Raw genomic sequence first — 17006 nt, 5'->3', positions numbered from 1 at the left:
GCGCGCGACCCTCAGGGCTTGCGGGCCACCGCCCCGTACATCGCGATGTCCTCGTCCCGGATGCCCTGCTCCCCGGTGCCGTCCGGACGCCACTTGTGGACCTGGACGATGCCCGGCTCGGTCAGCTCCAGCCCCTCGAAGAACTCGTGGGCCTCGTCGATGCTCCGCAGCCGCATCGGCATGTCGCGGGCCGCGTACTCGCGTGCGACCCGGCCCACCTCCTCGGGGGCGAACTCGGCGGTGCCGATGGTCATGGCCAGGTAGCTGCCCGCGGGCAGGGGTTCCAGGAGGCGACGGACGATGCCGACCGCGTCGTCCTCGTCCAGGACGAAGTGCACGATCGCGATCACGGTGAGCGCGACGGGCTCGGCCAGGTCCAGTGTCTTGCGGAACTCGTCGGACTCGAGGACGGCTTCGGGGCGCTGGAAGTCCGCCTCGATGTACGTGGTGCGGCCCTCGGGTGTGCTGGAGAGCAGCCCCTGGGACAGGGTGAGGACGATCGGGTCGTTGTCCACGTAGACCACGCGTGACCCGGGGGCCACCGACTGCGCGATCTCGTGCAGGTTGGGCGAGGTGGGGATACCGGTGCCGATGTCGAGGAACTGGCGGATGCCCGCCTCCTCGGCCAGCCAACGCACCGCGCGGTTCATCCAGTCCCGGTTGGCGCGCATGTGGACGGGCATCGCGGGCCATTCCTGGACCATCGCGTCACCCGCCTCCCGGTCGGCGGGGTAGAAGTCCTTTCCGCCCAGGATGTAGTCGTAGATCCGGGCCGAGTGCGCGTGCTCGGTGTCGATCCGGTCGGCAGGCCATCCGCTGTCGGACATCGTTCGCCTCTCTCCATGGGGTTGTGCGGTACGAGTGGACGTCCTCACAGCTCCTTGCGCAGCGCGCCGAGGAGCTCCTCGGTGCCTCGGGCGGGCACCGCCTGGGCACCCAGGCGGTCCAGGGCCTCGCGGTAGACCACCACGTCGTCGCCCTTGTCCAGGTAGACGGCGCCCACGAGCCCGCCGAGGTAGACGATGTCGGGCAGTTCCGGGGCCCGGAACCGGAAGAGGTCGAAGGCGCCTGCCCGCAGGGCGGGGTGCGGGCCCTGGGCGAACGGCATGATCTGGAGCGTCACATGGGGCAGCCTGCCCACCTCGATCAGATGGTCCACCTGCTCCCGCATCACGTCGGTGCCGCCGACGGGCCAGCGCAGGACCGTTTCGTCCATCACCACCCACAGGCGCGGCGGCGAGGGCCGGGTGAGGATCTCCTGGCGGCGCATGCGCAGGGCCACCCGCCGCTCGGTGTCCACGGAGGAGGCGTGCGGATTGCCCGCCCTCAGCAGGGCCCGCGCGTAGGCCGGGGTCTGCAGCAGTCCGTGCACGAACCCGGCCTCGTAGGCCCGGATGTGCAGAGCCGCCTGTTCCAGGCTCAGGTACGCCGCGAACCAGTCCGGCATGACGTCGCGGTAGGTGTGCCACCAGCCCCGTTTGTTCGCCTCGCGCGCCGACTTCAGGAAGGTGTCGATCTCCTGCTGGTCGCGGACACCGTAGACCTGGAGCAGCTTCTCCACGTCCGGCAGGCGCAGCCGGCCCACCTTCGCCGCCTCCAGCCGGCGGATCGTGGAATGGCTCACCCCGATCGCCTCACCGGCCTGCTCGAAGGTGAGACCGGCGCGGGTGCGCAACTCCTCCAGCTGTCTGCCGAGGATCATCCGCAGCACGGAGGGGGCACCGCCCCAGTCGGTCTCCGCGGTCACGCCATCTCCCCTTCGCCGTCCCGTGCCCGGGCCCGGACACGCCAGTCTGTCACGGGCGCCGTCCCGCCGCAGGAGCATGCATCCTGACGGCTGCAAATTTCAACTTGACGGTTGCGCACCGTTGTTGACGGATGACACAGTGGCTTCACCGCCCCCGTTCCCTGCTCGACCAGCAGCCCCCCAATCGATGACCAGGACCGTCCTGTTGGCGACACGTCCCCCACTCCGCGGGACGGTCTCGCATGACAACGTTCTCCTGACGTCCGTCGCGGCCAAAGGACCCACCCCCCATGGACCTGCAGCACCCGCGTGACCCACGTCCGTCCGCGGCCACCGTCCGTGACCGCTCGTGCCCGTCCGGCACCGCCCGTCCGCCTCGCCGGCACCGTCCGGGCCCGGCCCCGCTCAGCCTCCCCGCCGGACTCCGCGCCGGCCTGGGGCACGACGCCGTGGGCACCTCCGCGTCCCATGGTGAACGCATTCTGGCCCGACTCCCGCGTGCGGGCTGTGTGTTCGCCGACGAGGGGCGCTGGTGGTGGATCGTGCCCTCCGGTTCCGACATAGGAGTCGCGTGGCCCGCCGGCACCCACTACGTCCTCGGCGACCCGTCCTGGACCCGGGCGCGGCCGGGCGGACGGGCGGCCGGCCCGCGCCTGGTCCACGGCCCCGACGGGGACTCGCCCTACACCGCGCCCATCCCGTTGTACTTCCTCGTCTGCCGGTTCGCCGGAGTGCCGCCGCGCTGGTCCCTGGCACCCTGAACGGATCGGGCCGGCCGGCGGCGCGATCGCCTCACTCGAAGAACTTCAGGCTCCAGCCCGTGTCACTGGTCGGACCAGGGACGTTGGCCCGGCTGTAGGTGGTCCCGCCCCACCAGCAGAAGGTGCCGGTGTACCAGTGCCGGTTCTCCCACGAGTACGGCGTCCCCTTCGCTACCGCGTGGAACATCAGCGGGAACCTGGGTCCGGCGGGCGGACTCGTGGCGATGTCGCCGTCGAGCAGGACGAAGCTGTGGTGACCGGGCCCGTCGACGTACAGGGTGGGATCCCAGCCGGCCATCATCGTGGCGCGGTGGGACCCGAAGAGGCAGCCGTTGGACTTGTACCAGTCCCACACGTACGTCGGGTCGCCGCCGGCCCGCAGCCTCAGGTCGGCCAGGCAGTACTGGTCGCTCCAGCTGCCGTTGGCCGAATAGGCGATGTGCAGCTGCCCGTTCGGGTCCTTGATCGGCTCGGGGCCCTCGTTGATGAACGGGTCGCCCACCACCCGCTCCCAGCTCTCGCGCGGCTGCGAGATGACGTACCGCGCGCCGGTCGGTGCCGTCGGGCTGCTCATCCGCGCGATGTAGAGGTTCTGCTCCACGTTGGTGTCGCCGGCCCAGCCCGACCAGACGAACCAGCGCTGCCCCTCGAAGGTGAACAGGGCGCCGTCGATGGCCCACTTGTCGTCCGGCAGTGCCAGCTTCGTCTCGGCCGTGTACCCGCTGTCGGCGGTGGTGGAGCTGATCACGTACATCCGGTGGGCCGCTCCGCGGCCGGCCGTGAAGTAGATGTAGTAGCGGCCACCGTCCCGCACGATCTCGGGGGCCCACACCTCGCCCCGGTCCCGGGTGTCCGACCAGACCTGCCGGGCCGGCGCCGCCGCCAGCGCGGCCGTGGAGGCGGCCTGGCGTACGGCGATGCCGCCCCCGGTGGACTGGACCGAGACATAGGTGGCGCCGACCCGGATCACGCTCGGGTCGGCGGCCCGCAGAGCGGTCTGGTCCGCCCGCGCGGGCCCCGGGGAGGACACCAGGAGCAGGAAGGCGGCGAGGGCGCCGGACAGCAGGGCGGCGACGGCCCCGCACAGACGGCGGGACGGCTTCCCGGTCCCGCTCGGGGGGCTTCCGGTCAGGGGCGGCATGTCCCTCCGCTTCCACGGGCCGTGATGTACATCGATGGAAGTAGGCAACGGGTCCAGGATCGTAACTGAGAGCGGACATGTCAATCAGCAGTCCGCAACACGTCCGGCACGTACGGCATCCGGCGCACAGCACCTTCCCCTCATTTCACCTTCCGAACCTGGAGGGGCTTCTTCCGATTGATCTCGTTCAACTAGTTGACATGCACAGGGAAGAACTACAACGCTGCAAGTCCCCCCACACCAAGGAGGACCGTGTGCTTTCCCCACGCAAGCTGACGGCGTCCCTGGCCGTCGCGGCGTCCATCGGCGCCGTCGCCGTCGTCGTCGGGCCGGCCGAACCGGCTTCGGCGGTACCGGACACCATCCCGCTCACCCTGAAGAACGACTCGGGCAACGCCGAGCAGGTCTACGTCTATGTGATCGGCACCGAACTCGCTTCCGGGAAGCAGGGGTACGCCGACGAGAGCGGAACCTTCCACGCCTGGCCGGCCGGTGGCGCCCCGCCGGTCCCCGCCCCCGACGCCTCGTTCGAGGGGCCCGCAAACGGCGGGTCAAAGACCGTTCAGCTTCCGAAGTTCTCGGGCCGGGTCTACTTCTCCTACGGCAAGAAGCTCGACTTCCGGCTCGCCGAGGGCGGTCTCGTACAGCCCGCCGTCCAGAACGCGGCCGACCCCAACCACGACACGCTGTTCAACTGGACCGAGTACACGCTCAACGACTCCGGTCTGTGGATCAACTCCACCCAGGTGGACATGTTCTCGGCGCCCTACTCCGTCGGCCTGACGGCGGGTGACGGCTCCACGAAGCAGACCGGTTCGCTGAAGCCCGGCGGGTACAAGGCGGTCGCCGACGGTCTCGCGCAGCAGGGCGGCGGCTGGGAGGGGCTGGTCCAGACGCGGAGCGACGGCTCGCCGCTGCGCGTCCTGGCCCCCGGGCACGGCATCGGCTCGGGCGACCTGCCCGCCGACGTGATGGACGACTACATCAACCGTGTCTGGAGCAAGTACGCCACCGACACGCTGACGGTGACGCCGTTCAAGGACCAGCCCGACACCAAGTTCCACGGCAGGGTCAACGGCGACAGGATGGACTTCACCGACGGCAGCGGCGCGGTGGTGACCTCCTTCGAGAAGCCGGACTCCGACTCGGTCTTCGGCTGCTACAACAAGCTGGACGCCCCCAACGACCAGGTGCGCGGCCCCATCTCGCGGACCCTGTGCGCCGCGTACAACCGGTCCACGCTGCTCACCAACCCCGAGCAGCCCGACGCCGACGACTCGGGCTTCTACCAGGACGGCGTCACCAACCACTACGCCCGCCTCGTCCACGCGCAGATGCGGGACGGCCAGGCGTACGCCTTCGCCTTCGACGACGTCGGCAACCACGAGTCGCTGGTGCACGACGGCGACCCCAAGGACGCGGCGATCACGCTGGAGTCCTTCGGCTGACCGGGCCGGCCCCACCCGCGCCCGAACCGACGCACCTCCTTCCCCCCACCCCCCGTGCCCGCTCCCGCCTTGTGGGAGCGGGCCCACGAAAGGGAGAGACATGGCCTCCCCACGACTGCTCCGCAGTTGCCTCCTCGCCACCCTGTCCGCCACCCTCGTCGCGGCCGCCGCGGTGACCCCCGCCCAGGCTGAGCACCGGCCAGAGTCCGCCGCGGCGGTGACGTTCTCCGACACCTTCGACGGACCCGCCGGATCCGGCGTCGACGCCGCGAAGTGGCAACTCGAGACCGGCGACAACGTCAACAACCACGAGCGGCAGTACTACACGCCCGGCACGGACAACGCGAAGCTCGACGGCCAGGGCAACCTGGTGATCGAGGCCCGCCGCGAGAACCCGGGCAACTACCAGTGCTGGTACGGCACGTGCGAGTACACGTCCGCGCGGCTGAACACCTCGGGCAAGTTCACCGCGACCTACGGCCACGTGGAAGCCCGGATGAAGATCCCGCGCGGGCAGGGCATCTGGCCCGCCTTCTGGATGCTCGGCCAGGACATCGGCGAGGTCGGCTGGCCCAACTCGGGCGAGATCGACGTCATGGAGAACGTCGGCTTCGAGCCGTCCACGGTCCACGGCACCATCCACGGCCCCGGCTACTCCGGCTCGGGCGGCATCGGCGCGGTCTACACACTGCCGAACGGCGAGGCGTTCGCGGACGCCTTCCACACCTTCGCGGTGGACTGGGCCCCGGACAGCATCACCTGGTCGGTCGACGGCAACGTCTACCAGACCCGTACGCCGGCCGACCTGGGCGGCAAGGACTGGGTCTTCGACAAGCCGTTCTTCCTCATCCTGAACCTCGCGGTCGGCGGCTACTGGCCGGGCGACCCCGACGGCTCGACCACCTTCCCGCAACAACTGGTGATCGACGAGGTGAAGGTGACCACGAGCGACGGCTGACGGCCCCGACCCCGAAGGGGACCGCCGCCTCACCGAGGTGGCGGCCCCTTCCGCTTGTCCCGGTCAGGCCCGCGGGTGAGCGCCGCGCCGCCCGAACCCGCTCAGGGTGACGTCGTCCGGGCGATGTCTCCGGCCGGAGCGTCCTCGTCCGGGACCGCCGGGGGCGGGAAGATCAGGTCTTCGAGCGCGTCCGCGGCGAAGAGGAAGGCCATCATCACGACTGGTAGAAGCAGCGCGAGCAGAATCACAGGACCTCCCGGTGGGTCGGTCTGTGGGCTTCGTGGCCCGGATTCAAGCATGGACCCGAATGGCGGAACCCGCACGACGGGAGCCGAATCGGCGCGGCGCCGGGCCGTACCCCGCCGCCGCGGTTCCAAGCGAGGCGACGGGGTACTGATTCAGGACGGACGTCCGCCGAACTGCCAGGGGTGCACCTCGACGTCGGCGTACCGGTCCACCGTCAGCAGGGCCCGTGCCGAGTCCGGGTCCGGTGCCCGCACCAGCGCCGCCGTACCCAGCCAGGTGTCGCCGTCGTCGGACAGCAGTGGGCCGTAGGCGATCAGCTCGTCCCGTCCGGGTGGCACCTCCAGGTCGGCGGCCTCCCCGGTGCCGAGGCCGAGCACCAGGAACCGGTCTCCCCCGGTCCGGCCACCGGGGAAGTCCCACATGGTGCGGCCCAGCGTGTTGCGCCACCGGCGCAGCAGCACGTCGCGGTAGACGCCGGCCTGGTAGCCGGGCTCGTCGAAGGCGAACGCCCGGGCGGCGGCGGGGCCGGGCAGGTCGAGCACGTGCACACTGCCCGTGGGCAGCTCGCGGTCCCCGGTGAGGGTCGGGCCGCGCGCGATCATCTCCGCGGCGTACCCGTCCATGTAGGACCAGTGCGCCTCGACCAGCTCCTCCCGCAGGTGCAGGGAGCCGGTGCGGTCACGGTGGTGGCAGAAGAACTCCATGTGCCCAGTCTGGGACAAGGGCGCTACCTCTGGTGATCCTTTGGCCAGTCGTTCATGCATATGCAGAACGAATGTGCGGCGCCACCTCTGCCCAGGGCATGCCGTTGAGTACGTATGGAACCTCCCATCGAGATCAACCACAGCGGCGTCGGGGACTGGACCATCGTGGAGATCCGCGGAGAGGTGGACGTGTACACCGTGCCGACGATCAAGCAGTACATGATCGAGCGGCTGGCGGACGGGCACCGTCGGTTCGTCGTCGACCTGCGCGGGGTGGCGTTCATCGACTCCATGGGTCTGGGCGTGCTGGTCGGCGCCCTCAAACGGGTCCAGTCGGTGCACGGCGAGCTGAAGCTGGTCATCACGGACGCCAACACCAAGCAGCTCTTCGCCCTGACCGGCCTGCGCCACGTCTTCCCCATCTACGACTCCGTGTACCAGGCGCGGCGCACCTCCTAGCGGGGGCAGCTCCGGGCGAGGCGCCCTTGACTGGTTGCCCGCCCACCCCCATATTCACCAACACCCCGTCAACAACTCCTCAGAGGTGACCGTGAGAAGCCTCAGACCCTGGGCTGCCCTCTGCGCAGCCGCCGCCCTCGCCCTTCTCACCTCCACGCTCACCGCTTCCTCCGCCCCCGCGGCGGCTCCCCCGCCGGGCGGACCGGCCTTCACCACGCACTCCGCCAGGGCCGCGCTCGCCCGCCTGCTGCCGCGACACGTCTCGCAGTTCACCCTCGTCGCGGCGAACCGTCCCGCGTCCGGCGACTGGTTCAGCGTCTCCGGACACGCGGGCCACGTCCGGGTGCGGGGCACCAGCCCCGCGGTGATCCTCAGCGGCGTCAACTGGTACCTCAAGTACACGGCCAAGGTGGACATCGGATGGCCCGGGCGCAGCACGGCTGAGCTCCCGCGCACCCTGCCCGCCCCCGAGGGCACCGTTCGCCGCCAGGCATCGGTGCCGCACCGCTTCGCGCTCAACGACACGGACGACGGCTACTCCGGCGCCTACCGCGACTGGGCCTCCTACGAGAAGCAGATCGATCTCCTCGCCCTGCACGGGGCGAACGAGGTCTTCGTCCAGATGGGCGCCGACGCCGTCTACTACGAGACGCTCCAGGAGTTCGGGTACTCGAAGGAGGAGCTCAGGTCCTGGATCCCTGGTCCCGCGCACCAGCCGTGGTGGCTGATGCAGAACATGTCCGGCTTCGCCGGTCCCGTCTCCGAGCGGCTGATCCAGGACCGCGCCGCACTCGGCCGCAGGATCGCGCACCGCCTGCGCGAGCTGGGCATGACCCCCGTACTGCCCGGCTACTACGGCACCGTGCCACCGGGCTTCACGGACCGGAACCCCGGCGGCACGGTCGTCCCGCAGGGCCAGTGGGTCGGCTTCGAGCGGCCCGACTGGCTGGACCCGCGCACCGACGTGTTCCCCAGGGTCGCCGCCTCGTTCTACCGCCACCAGCGCGAGCTGTTCGGCGACTCCACGATGTACAAGATGGATCTCCTGCACGAGGGCGGACGGCCCGGCGACGTCCCCATCGGCAAGGCGGCCCAGGCCGTGATGAAGGCACTGCAGACCGCGCGCCCCGGTGCCGTCTGGACCCTGCTCGGCTGGCAGAACAACCCCTCGACGCAGATCGTCGACGCCGTCGACAAGAGCAGGTTGCTCATCGTCGACGGCCTGTCCGACCGCTACGACGGCCTCGACCGCGAGACCGCCTGGCACGGCGCGCCCTACGCGTTCGGCACGATCCCCAACTTCGGCGGTCACACCACCGTCGGCGCCAACACCGCCGTGTGGGCCGAGCGTTTCGACCAGTGGCGCACCAAGGCGGACAGCGCGCTCGCGGGCATCGCGTACCTGCCGGAGGGCACGGGCGGCAATCCGGTCGCCTACGAGCTTTTCAGCGAACTTGCCTGGCGCACGGGCCCGGTGGACCACCAGGCATGGTTCGCCGCCTACGCCGAACGCCGCTACGGCCGCACCGACCCGCACGCCGCCCGGGCCTGGGAGCTGCTGCGCACGGGCCCGTACAGCATGCCCTCCGGCACCTGGAGCGAGGCCCAGGACAGCCTGTTCACCGCCCGCCCCCGGCTGACGGCCACCTCGGCGGCCAGCTGGAGCCCCGGCGCGATGCGCTACGACCCGGACACGGTGCGCGAGGCGCTGGGCGAACTGCTGAAGGCCGCCCCCGCACTGCGGACGACCGACGCCTACCGCTTCGACCTGGTCGACCTCGCCCGCCAGGCGCTGGCCAACCGCAGCCGTTCGCTGCTCCCGGAGATCAAGTCCGCCTACGACGCCGGTGACCTGTCCCGGTTCCGTGCGGGGGCGGCCGAGTGGCAGGGCGACATGGACCTGCTGGACCGGCTGCTCGCCACCGACACCCGCTTCCTGCTCGGTCCGTGGCTGGCGGACGCGAGGTCCTGGGGCCGCACCGGGGCCGAGCGCGACGCCGCCGAGTTCGACGCCCGCTCGATCCTCACCACCTGGGGCCACCGCTCCGGCAGCGACTCGGGCGGCCTGCGGGACTACGCCAACCGGGAGTGGTCCGGCCTGGTCTCCGACTTCTACGCGAAGCGCTGGACGACGTACCTCGACTCCCTGGACACCGCGCTGGTCACGGGACGGCCGCCGGCCGCCGTCGACTGGTTCGCGCTGGAGAACGCCTGGAACCAGCGGCACGACTCCTACCCACTGAAGCCCTCGGGCGACCCCGTGGCGACGGCCGCGGCCGTGCTCGACGCGCTGCCCGCACCGGCGCCGGCCGGATCGGAGGCGGCGCGGTGAGGCGCGCCGTCGGCCGAGCCGCCGGTGTGGTCGTGGCGGTGCTCAGTGGTCTGGCACTGGCCGCGACCTCCACGACGGCACACGCCGCCACCGGCCCCGACGCCATCGCCCACCGCGGCTCCTCGGGCATGGCACCCGAGAACACCGCCGCCGCCATCGACCTCGCCGTCCACCAACGCGCCGACTACGTCGAAATCGACGTCCAACGCACCAAGGACGGCAAACTCGTCAACTTCCACGACTGCACCATGCAACGCACCACCGACATCGAAGACCTCTACCCCAACCGCCCCAGCTACCGCGTCTCCGACTTCACCTGGAACGAACTGCGCCAACTCGACGCCGGAACCTGGTTCCACGACGACTACGCCGGCGAACCCATCATCACCCTCGACGACGTCATCCGCCACCTCCAGCACACCCGCACCGGACTCCTCGCCGAAATCAGCCCCTGCAGCCAGTACGGCACCACCATCGCCACCGACCTCGCCGACCATCTCGACAACAGACGCGACTACGTCACCAAAGCCCTCGCCCGCCACCGACTCGCCGTCCAGTCCTTCCAGACCGACGACGCCCGCACCTTCCACACCGCCCAGCCCGACATCCCCATCGGCATCCTCGACGCCGACCGCCCCACCGACACCGAACTGACCGAACTCAGCCAGTGGGCCGACCAGATCAACCCCCAGCACACCGTCACCGACCAGAACCTCGTCGACCGCGTCCACCAACTCGGCATGGACATCAACGTCTGGACCGTCGACGAACCCGGCGCCATCCGCACCATGGCCGGCCTCGGCGTCGACGGCATCATCACCGACTACCCCCAGACCCTCACCCAACGGGGGTGACGACTCAAGGACGGGTGGCCCGGTCCAGTTCGACGAGGACCGAGTAGTACGCGCGGCCGGTCGCGCGGTCCATGCCGATCTCGCACATGCGGTTGGCGGACAGGTGGGCGTCGTAGGGGCGTGAGGTCACCTCGGCGGCCTCCTTCGCCGTCGCCGAGGCCGTCAGCTCCTTGTGCAGCATGCCGCGGTCCCCGGCGAAGGCGCAGCATCCGGCGTCGTCGGGGACGACGACCTCGTCTGCGACCGCGTCGGCGACCGCGCGCAACTGGTCCACGTCTCCGAGGTGCTGCATCGAGCAGGTCGGGTGCAGCACCGCCGAGCCGGTCGTACGGCGGATCGTCAGCCGCGGCAGCAGTTCCTCGGCGGCCCACACGACGGAGTCGATCACCTCCAGGCGCCCGTGCAGTTCCCGGTTGGCGTGGGTGAGGTAGGGAACGACCTCGTGCCGGATGCCGAGCGTGCAGGACGAGGCGTCCACGACGAGCGGGATGCGCCCGCCGTCGGTCCAGGCCCAGGCGGCCTCGACGACGCGGTTGGCCATCACGGAGTTGGCGTCCGCGTACCCCTTGGAGTGCCAGATCGTCGAGCAGCAGGTCCCCGCGACGTCGTCGGGGATCCACACCGGCCGGCCGGCCCGGGCCGAGACGTCGACCACGGCCTGCTGCAGCGAGGCAGTGCCGTCGTCCTCGGGTCCGCCGAAGATCCGGTTGACGCAGGCCGGGTAGTAGACGGCGCTCGCTCCCGCCCGGGAGGTGGGCGGCGCGGTGCGGGCGGCGGCGCCCGGGATCTCCGGCAGCCACTCGGGCACCAGATCGGGGCGTACGGCCTTGCGGGCGAGGCCGGTTGCGGCCTCCAGCAGCCGGTCGCCGATCTTCTCGGCCGCGCCGACCGCGAGGCGGGCCGACGCCTCGACGGTCCTGAACCGCTTGGCGGTGAGTGCGGCGATCCGCTCCTCGCGCGGCGAGTGCCTCCGGTGGCGGAAGTCCTTCATCATGGCACCGGTGTCGATGCCGACCGGGCAGGCGATCGCGCAGGTGGAGTCGCCCGCGCAGGTGTCGACGGCGTCGTAGCCGTAGGAGGCGAGGAGTTGTTCCTCCACGGGTGATCCGTCCGGCTGCCGAAGCATCTCCCTGCGCAGCACGATGCGTTGGCGCGGGGTGGTGGTCAGGTCGTGGCTGGGGCAGGTGGGTTCGCAGAAGCCGCACTCGATGCAGGGATCGGCGACCGGCTCGATCCCGGGGATCGTCTTCAGTCCGCGCAGATGGGCCTTCGGATCGCGGTCGAGCACGACCCGGGGCGCCAGTACACCCTCGGGGTCGATGACCCGTTTGACGCGCCACATCAACTCGGTCGCCCTGGGCTCCCATTCCAGCTCCAGGAACGGGGCGATGTTGCGTCCGGTGGCGTGCTCCGCCTTCAGCGACCCGTCGAACCGTTCCACGGTCATCCGGCAGAAGTCGTCCATGAACGCGGCGTACCGGTCGACGTCGGAGGGCTTCGACGCGTCGAATGCGAGCAGGAAGTGCAGGTTGCCGTGGGCGGCGTGACCGGCGACTGCGGCGTCGAAGCCGTGCTCCGCCTGGAGCCCGAGCAGTTCCTCGCAGGCGTCGGCCAGTCGGGACGGCGGGACCGCGAAGTCCTCCGTGATCAGGGTGGTGCCCGCCGGGCGGGAGCCGCCGACCGCCGTGACGAATGCCTTGCGGGCCTTCCAGTAGCCGGAGATCACCTTGGCGTCGCGGGTGAACTCGTTGGTCACCGAGTCGACCGGCGCGACCAGTTCGAGGCGTTCCACGACCCGGGCCGCCGCTCGCTCGAAGGCTGCCTGCCCCGTCTCGTCGGGGGCCCGGAACTCCACCAGCAGCGCCGCCGTCTCCCGCGGCAGACCGGCCCAGTCGGCCGGTACGCCCCGCACGCTCACCGAGGCGCGCAGCGTGTTGCCGTCCATCAGCTCGACGGCGATCGCCCCGGCCTCGTTGAACAGGGGGACGGCCGCCGCGGCGGCGGTCAGCGAGGGGAAGAAGAGCAGGCCGCTGGAGACCCGGCGGTCCAGCGGCAGGGTGTCGAAGACGACGTCGGAGATGAAGCCGAAGGTGCCCTCGGAGCCGACCATGAGCCCGCGCAGGATCTCGACGGGCGTGGCGCCGTCCAGGAAGGCGTCCAGCCGGTAGCCGTTGGTGTTCTTGATCTCGTACTTGGCGCGGACGCGGGCGACGAGCTCCGGGTCCGACTCGATCTCGGCCTTGAGCGCCAGCAGCCCCGCGCACAGCTCCGGCTCGGCCCGCGCCAGTGTCTCGTCCGCGTGCGGGTCGGCGGTGTCGACGACGGTGCCGCTCGGCAGTACGAAGGTCAGTGAGGCGAGGGTGCGGTACGAGTTGCGGGTGGTGCCCGCGGTCATGCCGGAGGCGTTGTTGGCGACCACCCCGCCGACCGTGCAGGCGATGGCGCTGGCCGGGTCGGGCCCCAGGATCCTGCCGTACCGGGCGAGGGTCGCGTTGGCCCGCACGACCGTGGTGCCGGGGCGGACGCGGGCCCGAGCGCCGTCGTCCAGGACCTCGATGCCGGTGAAGTGACGGCGCACGTCGACGAGGATGTCCTCACCCTGTGCCTGGCCGTTCAGGCTGGTGCCGGCCGCGCGGAAGACGACCTGACGGCCGTGGTCGCGCGCGTACGCCAGCACCGCGGCCACGTCCTCGACGGTCTCGGGGAGTACGACGACCTGCGGCACGAACCGGTAGGGGCTGGCGTCGGAGGCGTACTTCACGAGGTCGGAGATCTTCCACCGGACCTTGTCCCGGCCCAGCAGCGCGGTCAGGCCGGCGCGCAGCGGCTCGGGGGTGCCCGTGGCACCCCCGTCGGGCACCCGGTCGGCGGACGCGACGCGGGCCGTGCCGGGGCGGAGGCTCTCCGGCTTGGGCTCCAGGAGGGGCATGACGTTCGACTCCCACACGGTCTCGATCGGTGCTGATCAGCGTACGACTGCCGGGCTCGCCGGCCCGGGCGGGGCCGACGAGCCCGGAAAGGGTCACCCGGCCGGGTCCGGGCCGGGCAGGAGGGCCACCACGTCGATCTCGACGAGGATGTCCATCAGGTCCGACCCGACCGTGGTGCGCACCGGGCAGGGTTCCTCGAAGAAGGCGCGGTACGCCTCGTCGTACGCGGCGAAGTCCCGCTTGAGGTGTTGCAGGTGTGCCGTGACCTTCACGACGTCCCGCAGGGTCAGGCCCCGCGCGGCGAGGACCGCGTCGACGTTGCGCAGCACCTGCGCCGTCTGCGCCGCGACGCCCTCCGGCACGGCGCCGGTGACGGGGTCCTGGGGCCCGAATCCGGCCGTGAACAGGAGCCCGCCGGCCACCACCCCCTGGGAGTAGGCGCCCGCGGGACGGGGAGCCCCGGACGTGCGCACGGCCTGCTTGCCGGTCGGCTCGCTCATCCGGTCAGGTCACCGTCCCGCTCGTTGACGCCCGCGTAGTGGCGGAGCTTGTCCTCGTCCACGCTCACGCCCAGGCCCGGTCCCGACGGCACCCGCAGCCGGCCGCTCTCCAGGTGCAGCGGCTCGATGATGTCGTCCGCGTGCAGGTAGTACATGCTGTCGATGGCCCGGGAGAGGACGGGGGTGCTCGACACGACGGCGAGGTGCGCGGCCGTGGCGATGCCGAGTTCGCCGCCGCTGTGCAGGTTCATGCCCAGGCCGAAGGTCTCGCAGTGCGCGGCGAGCGCCTTGGTCGCGGCGATGCCGCCCCACTTGTAGACGTCGCCGTGGATGACGTCGACCGCGTTCAGCCGCATGGCTGGGGCGAAGTCCTCGAAGCGCACGACGCACATGTTGGTGCACAGCGGGATGCGGACCTTCGCCTTCACCTGGGCCATGCCCTCGATGCCGACGCAGGGGTCCTCCAGGTACTCCAGGTCGAGTTCCTCCAGGGCGATGCCGGCCCGGACCGAGTCGGGGACGGACCAGGCCGCGTTCGGGTCGACGCGCAGGTTCACGCCGGGCAGCGCCTCGCGGACCGCGCGCAGGATGGCGACGTCGCCCGCGCAGTCCTTGGTGCCCTTGAGCTTGACGGCGTCGAAGCCACCCTCCTCGACGACCCACACCGCGTGCTCGGCCATGGCCTTCGGCAGGTCGGCCGGCGTCGCTCCCGGCGCGTCGGCGCGGGTGATCAGCGCGGTGATCGGGACCTCGTCGCGGACGGCGCCGCCCAGCAGGTCGGTGACGGACTGGCCGGTGGCCTTGCCCATCGCGTCCCAGCAGGCGACGTCGACGGCGGCGATCGCCGCGTAGCCGAGGTAGCCGTAGAAGAAGGGCACCATGTGCTGCTTGCGGTGGAAGCCCTCCAGCGCGAACGGGCTGGTCCCGATCAGGTCCGGCACCATCTGGCGCACGATCGCGGCGACCGGCGCTCCCCACATCGTCTCGCCCCAGCCCTCGACGCCCAAGTCGGTGCGCACCCGGACGACGGTGCGGGTCTCCCCGGTCTTGGTCTCGAAGGAACTGGTGAAGGGATTGACGAGTGGGAGGTTGACGACCCACACGTCGACGTCGGTGATCTTCATTTCTTCTCCTCGCATCAGGGGGGTCACCGGCTCGCCGCGTCGAAGGCCCGGATGGCGCGGGCCAGTCCTCGCACCCGGTCGTCCAGGAGCCGGCCGCCCCGGTCGGCGTCGGCACCGGAGGCGTCGTCGGTGGAGCCGTCGACCCGCTCCCACTCGCCGTGGCGTTCGACGGTCAGGCCGGGGTGGGGCGGGTGGTCGAACAGCGGGGGCGGTTCGACGGGGGTGCGGGCGGGCACGGGGGTGCGCACCAGCTCGGGACGGGCCGCCAGCATGAGGGACGTCTCGAACCATCCGGCGTGTCCCGGGGTGACGTCCGGCCGTCCGGCCTCGCCCTCGTCCTCGTCCTCGTCGGCCGTGACTGTCCAGTAGGAGCAGGCGGCGACCGTGACCCGGGCACGCAGCGCGAACCGCTTCACGGCGAGCCGCATGATCTCGTCGTTGCCGCCGTGCCCGTTGACGACCATGACGCGGCGGTACCCGCTGGTCACGAGCGAGTCGAGGACGTCGTCGAGTACGGCGCCCAGGGTCGCGGCGGAGAGGGAGACGGCCGCCGCGAACAGGTGGTGCGGGCTGTGTCCGAAAGGCAGGGCGGGCAGCCGCACGACCTCGGGTGCGGAGGGCTCTTGGCCGAGCACGGCCAGCGCCCGGTCCAGGACCTCCTCCACCAGGAGCGTGTCGGTGCCCATCGGCAGGTGCCCGGCGTGCTGCTCCTGCGAGCCGATGGGCAGCACTGCGATGCCCTGCTCGCCGGCCCGGCGGACCTCCCGCCAGGTGAGTTCGGTCAGTCTCGATTGGCTCACGGTGCTACCTCTCCGAAACGGGGCCGTGGCAGAGTCGGCGCATGGTCCACAAAAGTTCTCCGTTGCGACTGGTCCCGGATGCCGCGGAGCAACCGCTCGCTCCCGCGGCACCGCGGCGGCTGGGGGCCGTCGAGCTGGTCCCCGGCCGGGTCAGGGCGGCCGTGCTGTCCATGGCCGGGCAGGTGCTCGACCGCACCGAGTCCTCGTACGACGCGGCCACCGCGACCCCCGCGGACATCGACGCGGCGCTGGCCGGGGTGGCCGGGGTCTTCGCCGACGGGGAGGTCCAGGGGATCGGGGTGGCCGCCGCGGGCCTCGTGGACCCCCTCACCGGACTGATCCTCGAGGTCAACGACGTACCGGCGCTGCACGGCTACCCGGTGACGGAGCGGCTGGGCGCCCTCACCGGGGCCGGGGTGCACCTGGAGCACCGGGCGCGGCTGCAGGTGCTGGGCGACCGCTGGTTCGGCGCGGGCCGCGGGCGGCGCACCTTCGCCTCGGTCTCGACCGGCGAGGTGCTCGGAGTGGGTGTCCTCTACGACGGTGAGGTGATGGCGCCGCCCGGCGGCCGCAGCGGCGCGCACATGACCGTGTCGGCCAGCGGCGAGCGCTGCACGTGCGGGAACCGGGGCTGCTGGAAGACCCTGGCCACGACCGGCTGGCTGCGGTCCCGGGCGCGTGCCGCGGGGCTCGGGGCTGCGGTGTCGCTGGCCGAGCTGGTCGGCAGTGGGGACGCGCTCGCCGGGCGGGTGGTGGAGGAGTACGCGCACAACCTCGCCCTGGGGCTGGTGAACGTGCAGCAGCTCTTCGCCCCGGGCCTGTTCATCCTGCACGGTGAGGCGCGTGACGGCGGTGAGCGCTTCCGCACCGTGGTGGAGGAGCGGCTGCGGGACGCGGTCGCCTTCGCGGGGGCCGAGCAGCCACGGGTGCTGGTCGGCGCCGCCGCGGTCGACGACGTGGCGCTGCTCGGCGGGGCGGGTCTGGTGCTGTCGCACCTCTAGC

The 17006-nt window shown here is 71.3% G+C and carries 16 protein-coding genes; 7 read left to right on the top strand and 9 right to left on the bottom strand.

Annotated elements, in window-relative coordinates:
* Positions 1–11: 11 nt before the first annotated feature.
* Both IE258_RS19310 and IE258_RS19305 read right to left on the bottom strand, forming a co-directional pair.
* The gene (locus IE258_RS19310; RefSeq protein WP_189745124.1) at positions 12–827 is read right to left on the bottom strand and encodes an SAM-dependent methyltransferase; all 816 of its coding nucleotides are present in this window, start codon (positions 825–827) and stop codon (positions 12–14) included.
* Between the two features lie 44 nt (positions 828–871).
* Positions 872–1747, bottom strand: coding sequence for a Sco1979 family transcriptional regulator (locus tag IE258_RS19305; protein WP_189745123.1), 876 nt, complete (start codon positions 1745–1747; stop codon positions 872–874).
* A 290-nt stretch (positions 1748–2037) separates the two neighbouring features.
* Between IE258_RS19305 and IE258_RS19300 the strand changes: the two genes are divergently transcribed.
* Positions 2038–2508, top strand: a complete 471-nt coding sequence (locus IE258_RS19300) for a hypothetical protein (protein ID WP_189745121.1) — start codon at positions 2038–2040, stop codon at positions 2506–2508.
* A gap of 31 nt (positions 2509–2539) precedes the next feature.
* Here the strand turns inward: IE258_RS19300 and IE258_RS19295 are convergent, their stop codons facing one another.
* A complete protein-coding gene (locus tag IE258_RS19295; RefSeq protein WP_189745119.1) occupies positions 2540–3649 on the bottom strand; it encodes a glycoside hydrolase family 43 protein in 1110 nt (369 codons plus the stop codon).
* A gap of 254 nt (positions 3650–3903) precedes the next feature.
* On the opposite strand from IE258_RS19295, the gene IE258_RS19290 reads away from it, so the two are divergent.
* Both IE258_RS19290 and IE258_RS19285 read left to right on the top strand, forming a co-directional pair.
* Positions 3904–5097, top strand: coding sequence for a glycoside hydrolase family 64 protein (locus IE258_RS19290; RefSeq protein ID WP_189745117.1), 1194 nt, complete (start codon positions 3904–3906; stop codon positions 5095–5097).
* Between the two features lie 100 nt (positions 5098–5197).
* Positions 5198–6055 carry a glycoside hydrolase family 16 protein gene (locus IE258_RS19285; protein WP_189745115.1) on the top strand — a complete coding sequence of 286 codons (858 nt, stop codon included), beginning with the start codon at positions 5198–5200 and terminating at the stop codon, positions 6053–6055.
* A gap of 101 nt (positions 6056–6156) precedes the next feature.
* Here IE258_RS19285 and IE258_RS19280 read toward each other — a convergent pair whose 3' ends face one another.
* Both IE258_RS19280 and IE258_RS19275 read right to left on the bottom strand, forming a co-directional pair.
* On the bottom strand, positions 6157–6303 hold the full coding sequence (locus tag IE258_RS19280; protein WP_189745112.1) for a hypothetical protein: 147 nt from the start codon (positions 6301–6303) through the stop codon (positions 6157–6159).
* Between the two features lie 150 nt (positions 6304–6453).
* Positions 6454–7005 (bottom strand): YciI family protein, encoded by a 552-nt coding sequence (locus IE258_RS19275; protein ID WP_127894649.1) that lies wholly within the window; start codon positions 7003–7005, stop codon positions 6454–6456.
* Positions 7006–7119: 114 nt separating this feature from the next.
* Between IE258_RS19275 and IE258_RS19270 the strand changes: the two genes are divergently transcribed.
* The 3 genes from IE258_RS19270 (at position 7120) to IE258_RS19260 (ending at position 10650) form a co-directional block, all read left to right on the top strand.
* Positions 7120–7464, top strand: a complete 345-nt coding sequence (locus tag IE258_RS19270) for an STAS domain-containing protein (RefSeq protein WP_127894647.1) — start codon at positions 7120–7122, stop codon at positions 7462–7464.
* A gap of 91 nt (positions 7465–7555) precedes the next feature.
* Positions 7556–9796 carry an alpha-N-acetylglucosaminidase gene (locus IE258_RS19265; protein WP_189745110.1) on the top strand — a complete coding sequence of 747 codons (2241 nt, stop codon included), beginning with the start codon at positions 7556–7558 and terminating at the stop codon, positions 9794–9796.
* Positions 9793–10650 carry a glycerophosphodiester phosphodiesterase gene (locus tag IE258_RS19260; RefSeq protein WP_189745108.1) on the top strand — a complete coding sequence of 286 codons (858 nt, stop codon included), beginning with the start codon at positions 9793–9795 and terminating at the stop codon, positions 10648–10650. The genes IE258_RS19265 and IE258_RS19260 overlap by 4 nt, the downstream gene beginning before the upstream one ends.
* 4 nt (positions 10651–10654) lie before the next feature.
* On the opposite strand, the gene IE258_RS19255 is transcribed toward IE258_RS19260, so the two are convergent.
* From IE258_RS19255 to IE258_RS19240, 4 genes are all read right to left on the bottom strand, one after another.
* On the bottom strand, positions 10655–13579 hold the full coding sequence (locus tag IE258_RS19255; RefSeq protein ID WP_189745106.1) for an FAD-binding and (Fe-S)-binding domain-containing protein: 2925 nt from the start codon (positions 13577–13579) through the stop codon (positions 10655–10657).
* 93 nt (positions 13580–13672) lie between these two features.
* The gene (locus IE258_RS19250; RefSeq protein WP_189745104.1) at positions 13673–14080 is read right to left on the bottom strand and encodes a RidA family protein; all 408 of its coding nucleotides are present in this window, start codon (positions 14078–14080) and stop codon (positions 13673–13675) included.
* Positions 14077–15204 (bottom strand): mandelate racemase/muconate lactonizing enzyme family protein, encoded by a 1128-nt coding sequence (locus IE258_RS19245; RefSeq protein ID WP_189745102.1) that lies wholly within the window; start codon positions 15202–15204, stop codon positions 14077–14079. The genes IE258_RS19250 and IE258_RS19245 overlap by 4 nt, the downstream gene beginning before the upstream one ends.
* Before the next feature lie 23 nt (positions 15205–15227).
* A complete protein-coding gene (locus tag IE258_RS19240) occupies positions 15228–16004 on the bottom strand; it encodes a creatininase family protein (protein ID WP_189745100.1) in 777 nt (258 codons plus the stop codon).
* 62 nt (positions 16005–16066) lie between these two features.
* Here IE258_RS19240 and IE258_RS19235 point away from each other — a divergent pair, with 62 nt between their 5' ends.
* Entirely contained in the window at positions 16067–17005 is a 939-nt protein-coding gene (locus IE258_RS19235) for an ROK family protein (RefSeq protein WP_189745750.1), read from the top strand.
* The last annotated feature ends 1 nt before the right edge of the window (position 17006 follow it).

This window comes from Streptomyces tendae (assembly GCF_014650435.1).
Lineage (GTDB): Bacteria > Actinomycetota > Actinomycetes > Streptomycetales > Streptomycetaceae > Streptomyces > Streptomyces tendae.
Note: the sequence above shows the minus strand (reverse complement) of the source record. Positions and strands in the feature narration are given on the sequence as shown.

What these genes read in the sequence shown, in the direction of transcription:
- IE258_RS19285 (WP_189745115.1), top strand. Translation starts at nt 5,198, where the DNA reads ATGGCCTCCCCACGACTGCTCCGCAGTTGCCTCCTCGCCACCCTGTCC.
- IE258_RS19295 (WP_189745119.1), bottom strand. Translation starts at nt 3,649, where the DNA reads ATGCCGCCCCTGACCGGAAGCCCCCCGAGCGGGACCGGGAAGCCGTCC.
- IE258_RS19255 (WP_189745106.1), bottom strand. Translation starts at nt 13,579, where the DNA reads ATGCCCCTCCTGGAGCCCAAGCCGGAGAGCCTCCGCCCCGGCACGGCC.
- IE258_RS19245 (WP_189745102.1), bottom strand. Translation starts at nt 15,204, where the DNA reads ATGAAGATCACCGACGTCGACGTGTGGGTCGTCAACCTCCCACTCGTC.
- IE258_RS19275 (WP_127894649.1), bottom strand. Translation starts at nt 7,005, where the DNA reads ATGGAGTTCTTCTGCCACCACCGTGACCGCACCGGCTCCCTGCACCTG.
- IE258_RS19310 (WP_189745124.1), bottom strand. Translation starts at nt 827, where the DNA reads ATGTCCGACAGCGGATGGCCTGCCGACCGGATCGACACCGAGCACGCG.
- IE258_RS19300 (WP_189745121.1), top strand. Translation starts at nt 2,038, where the DNA reads ATGGACCTGCAGCACCCGCGTGACCCACGTCCGTCCGCGGCCACCGTC.
- IE258_RS19250 (WP_189745104.1), bottom strand. Translation starts at nt 14,080, where the DNA reads ATGAGCGAGCCGACCGGCAAGCAGGCCGTGCGCACGTCCGGGGCTCCC.
- IE258_RS19270 (WP_127894647.1), top strand. Translation starts at nt 7,120, where the DNA reads ATGGAACCTCCCATCGAGATCAACCACAGCGGCGTCGGGGACTGGACC.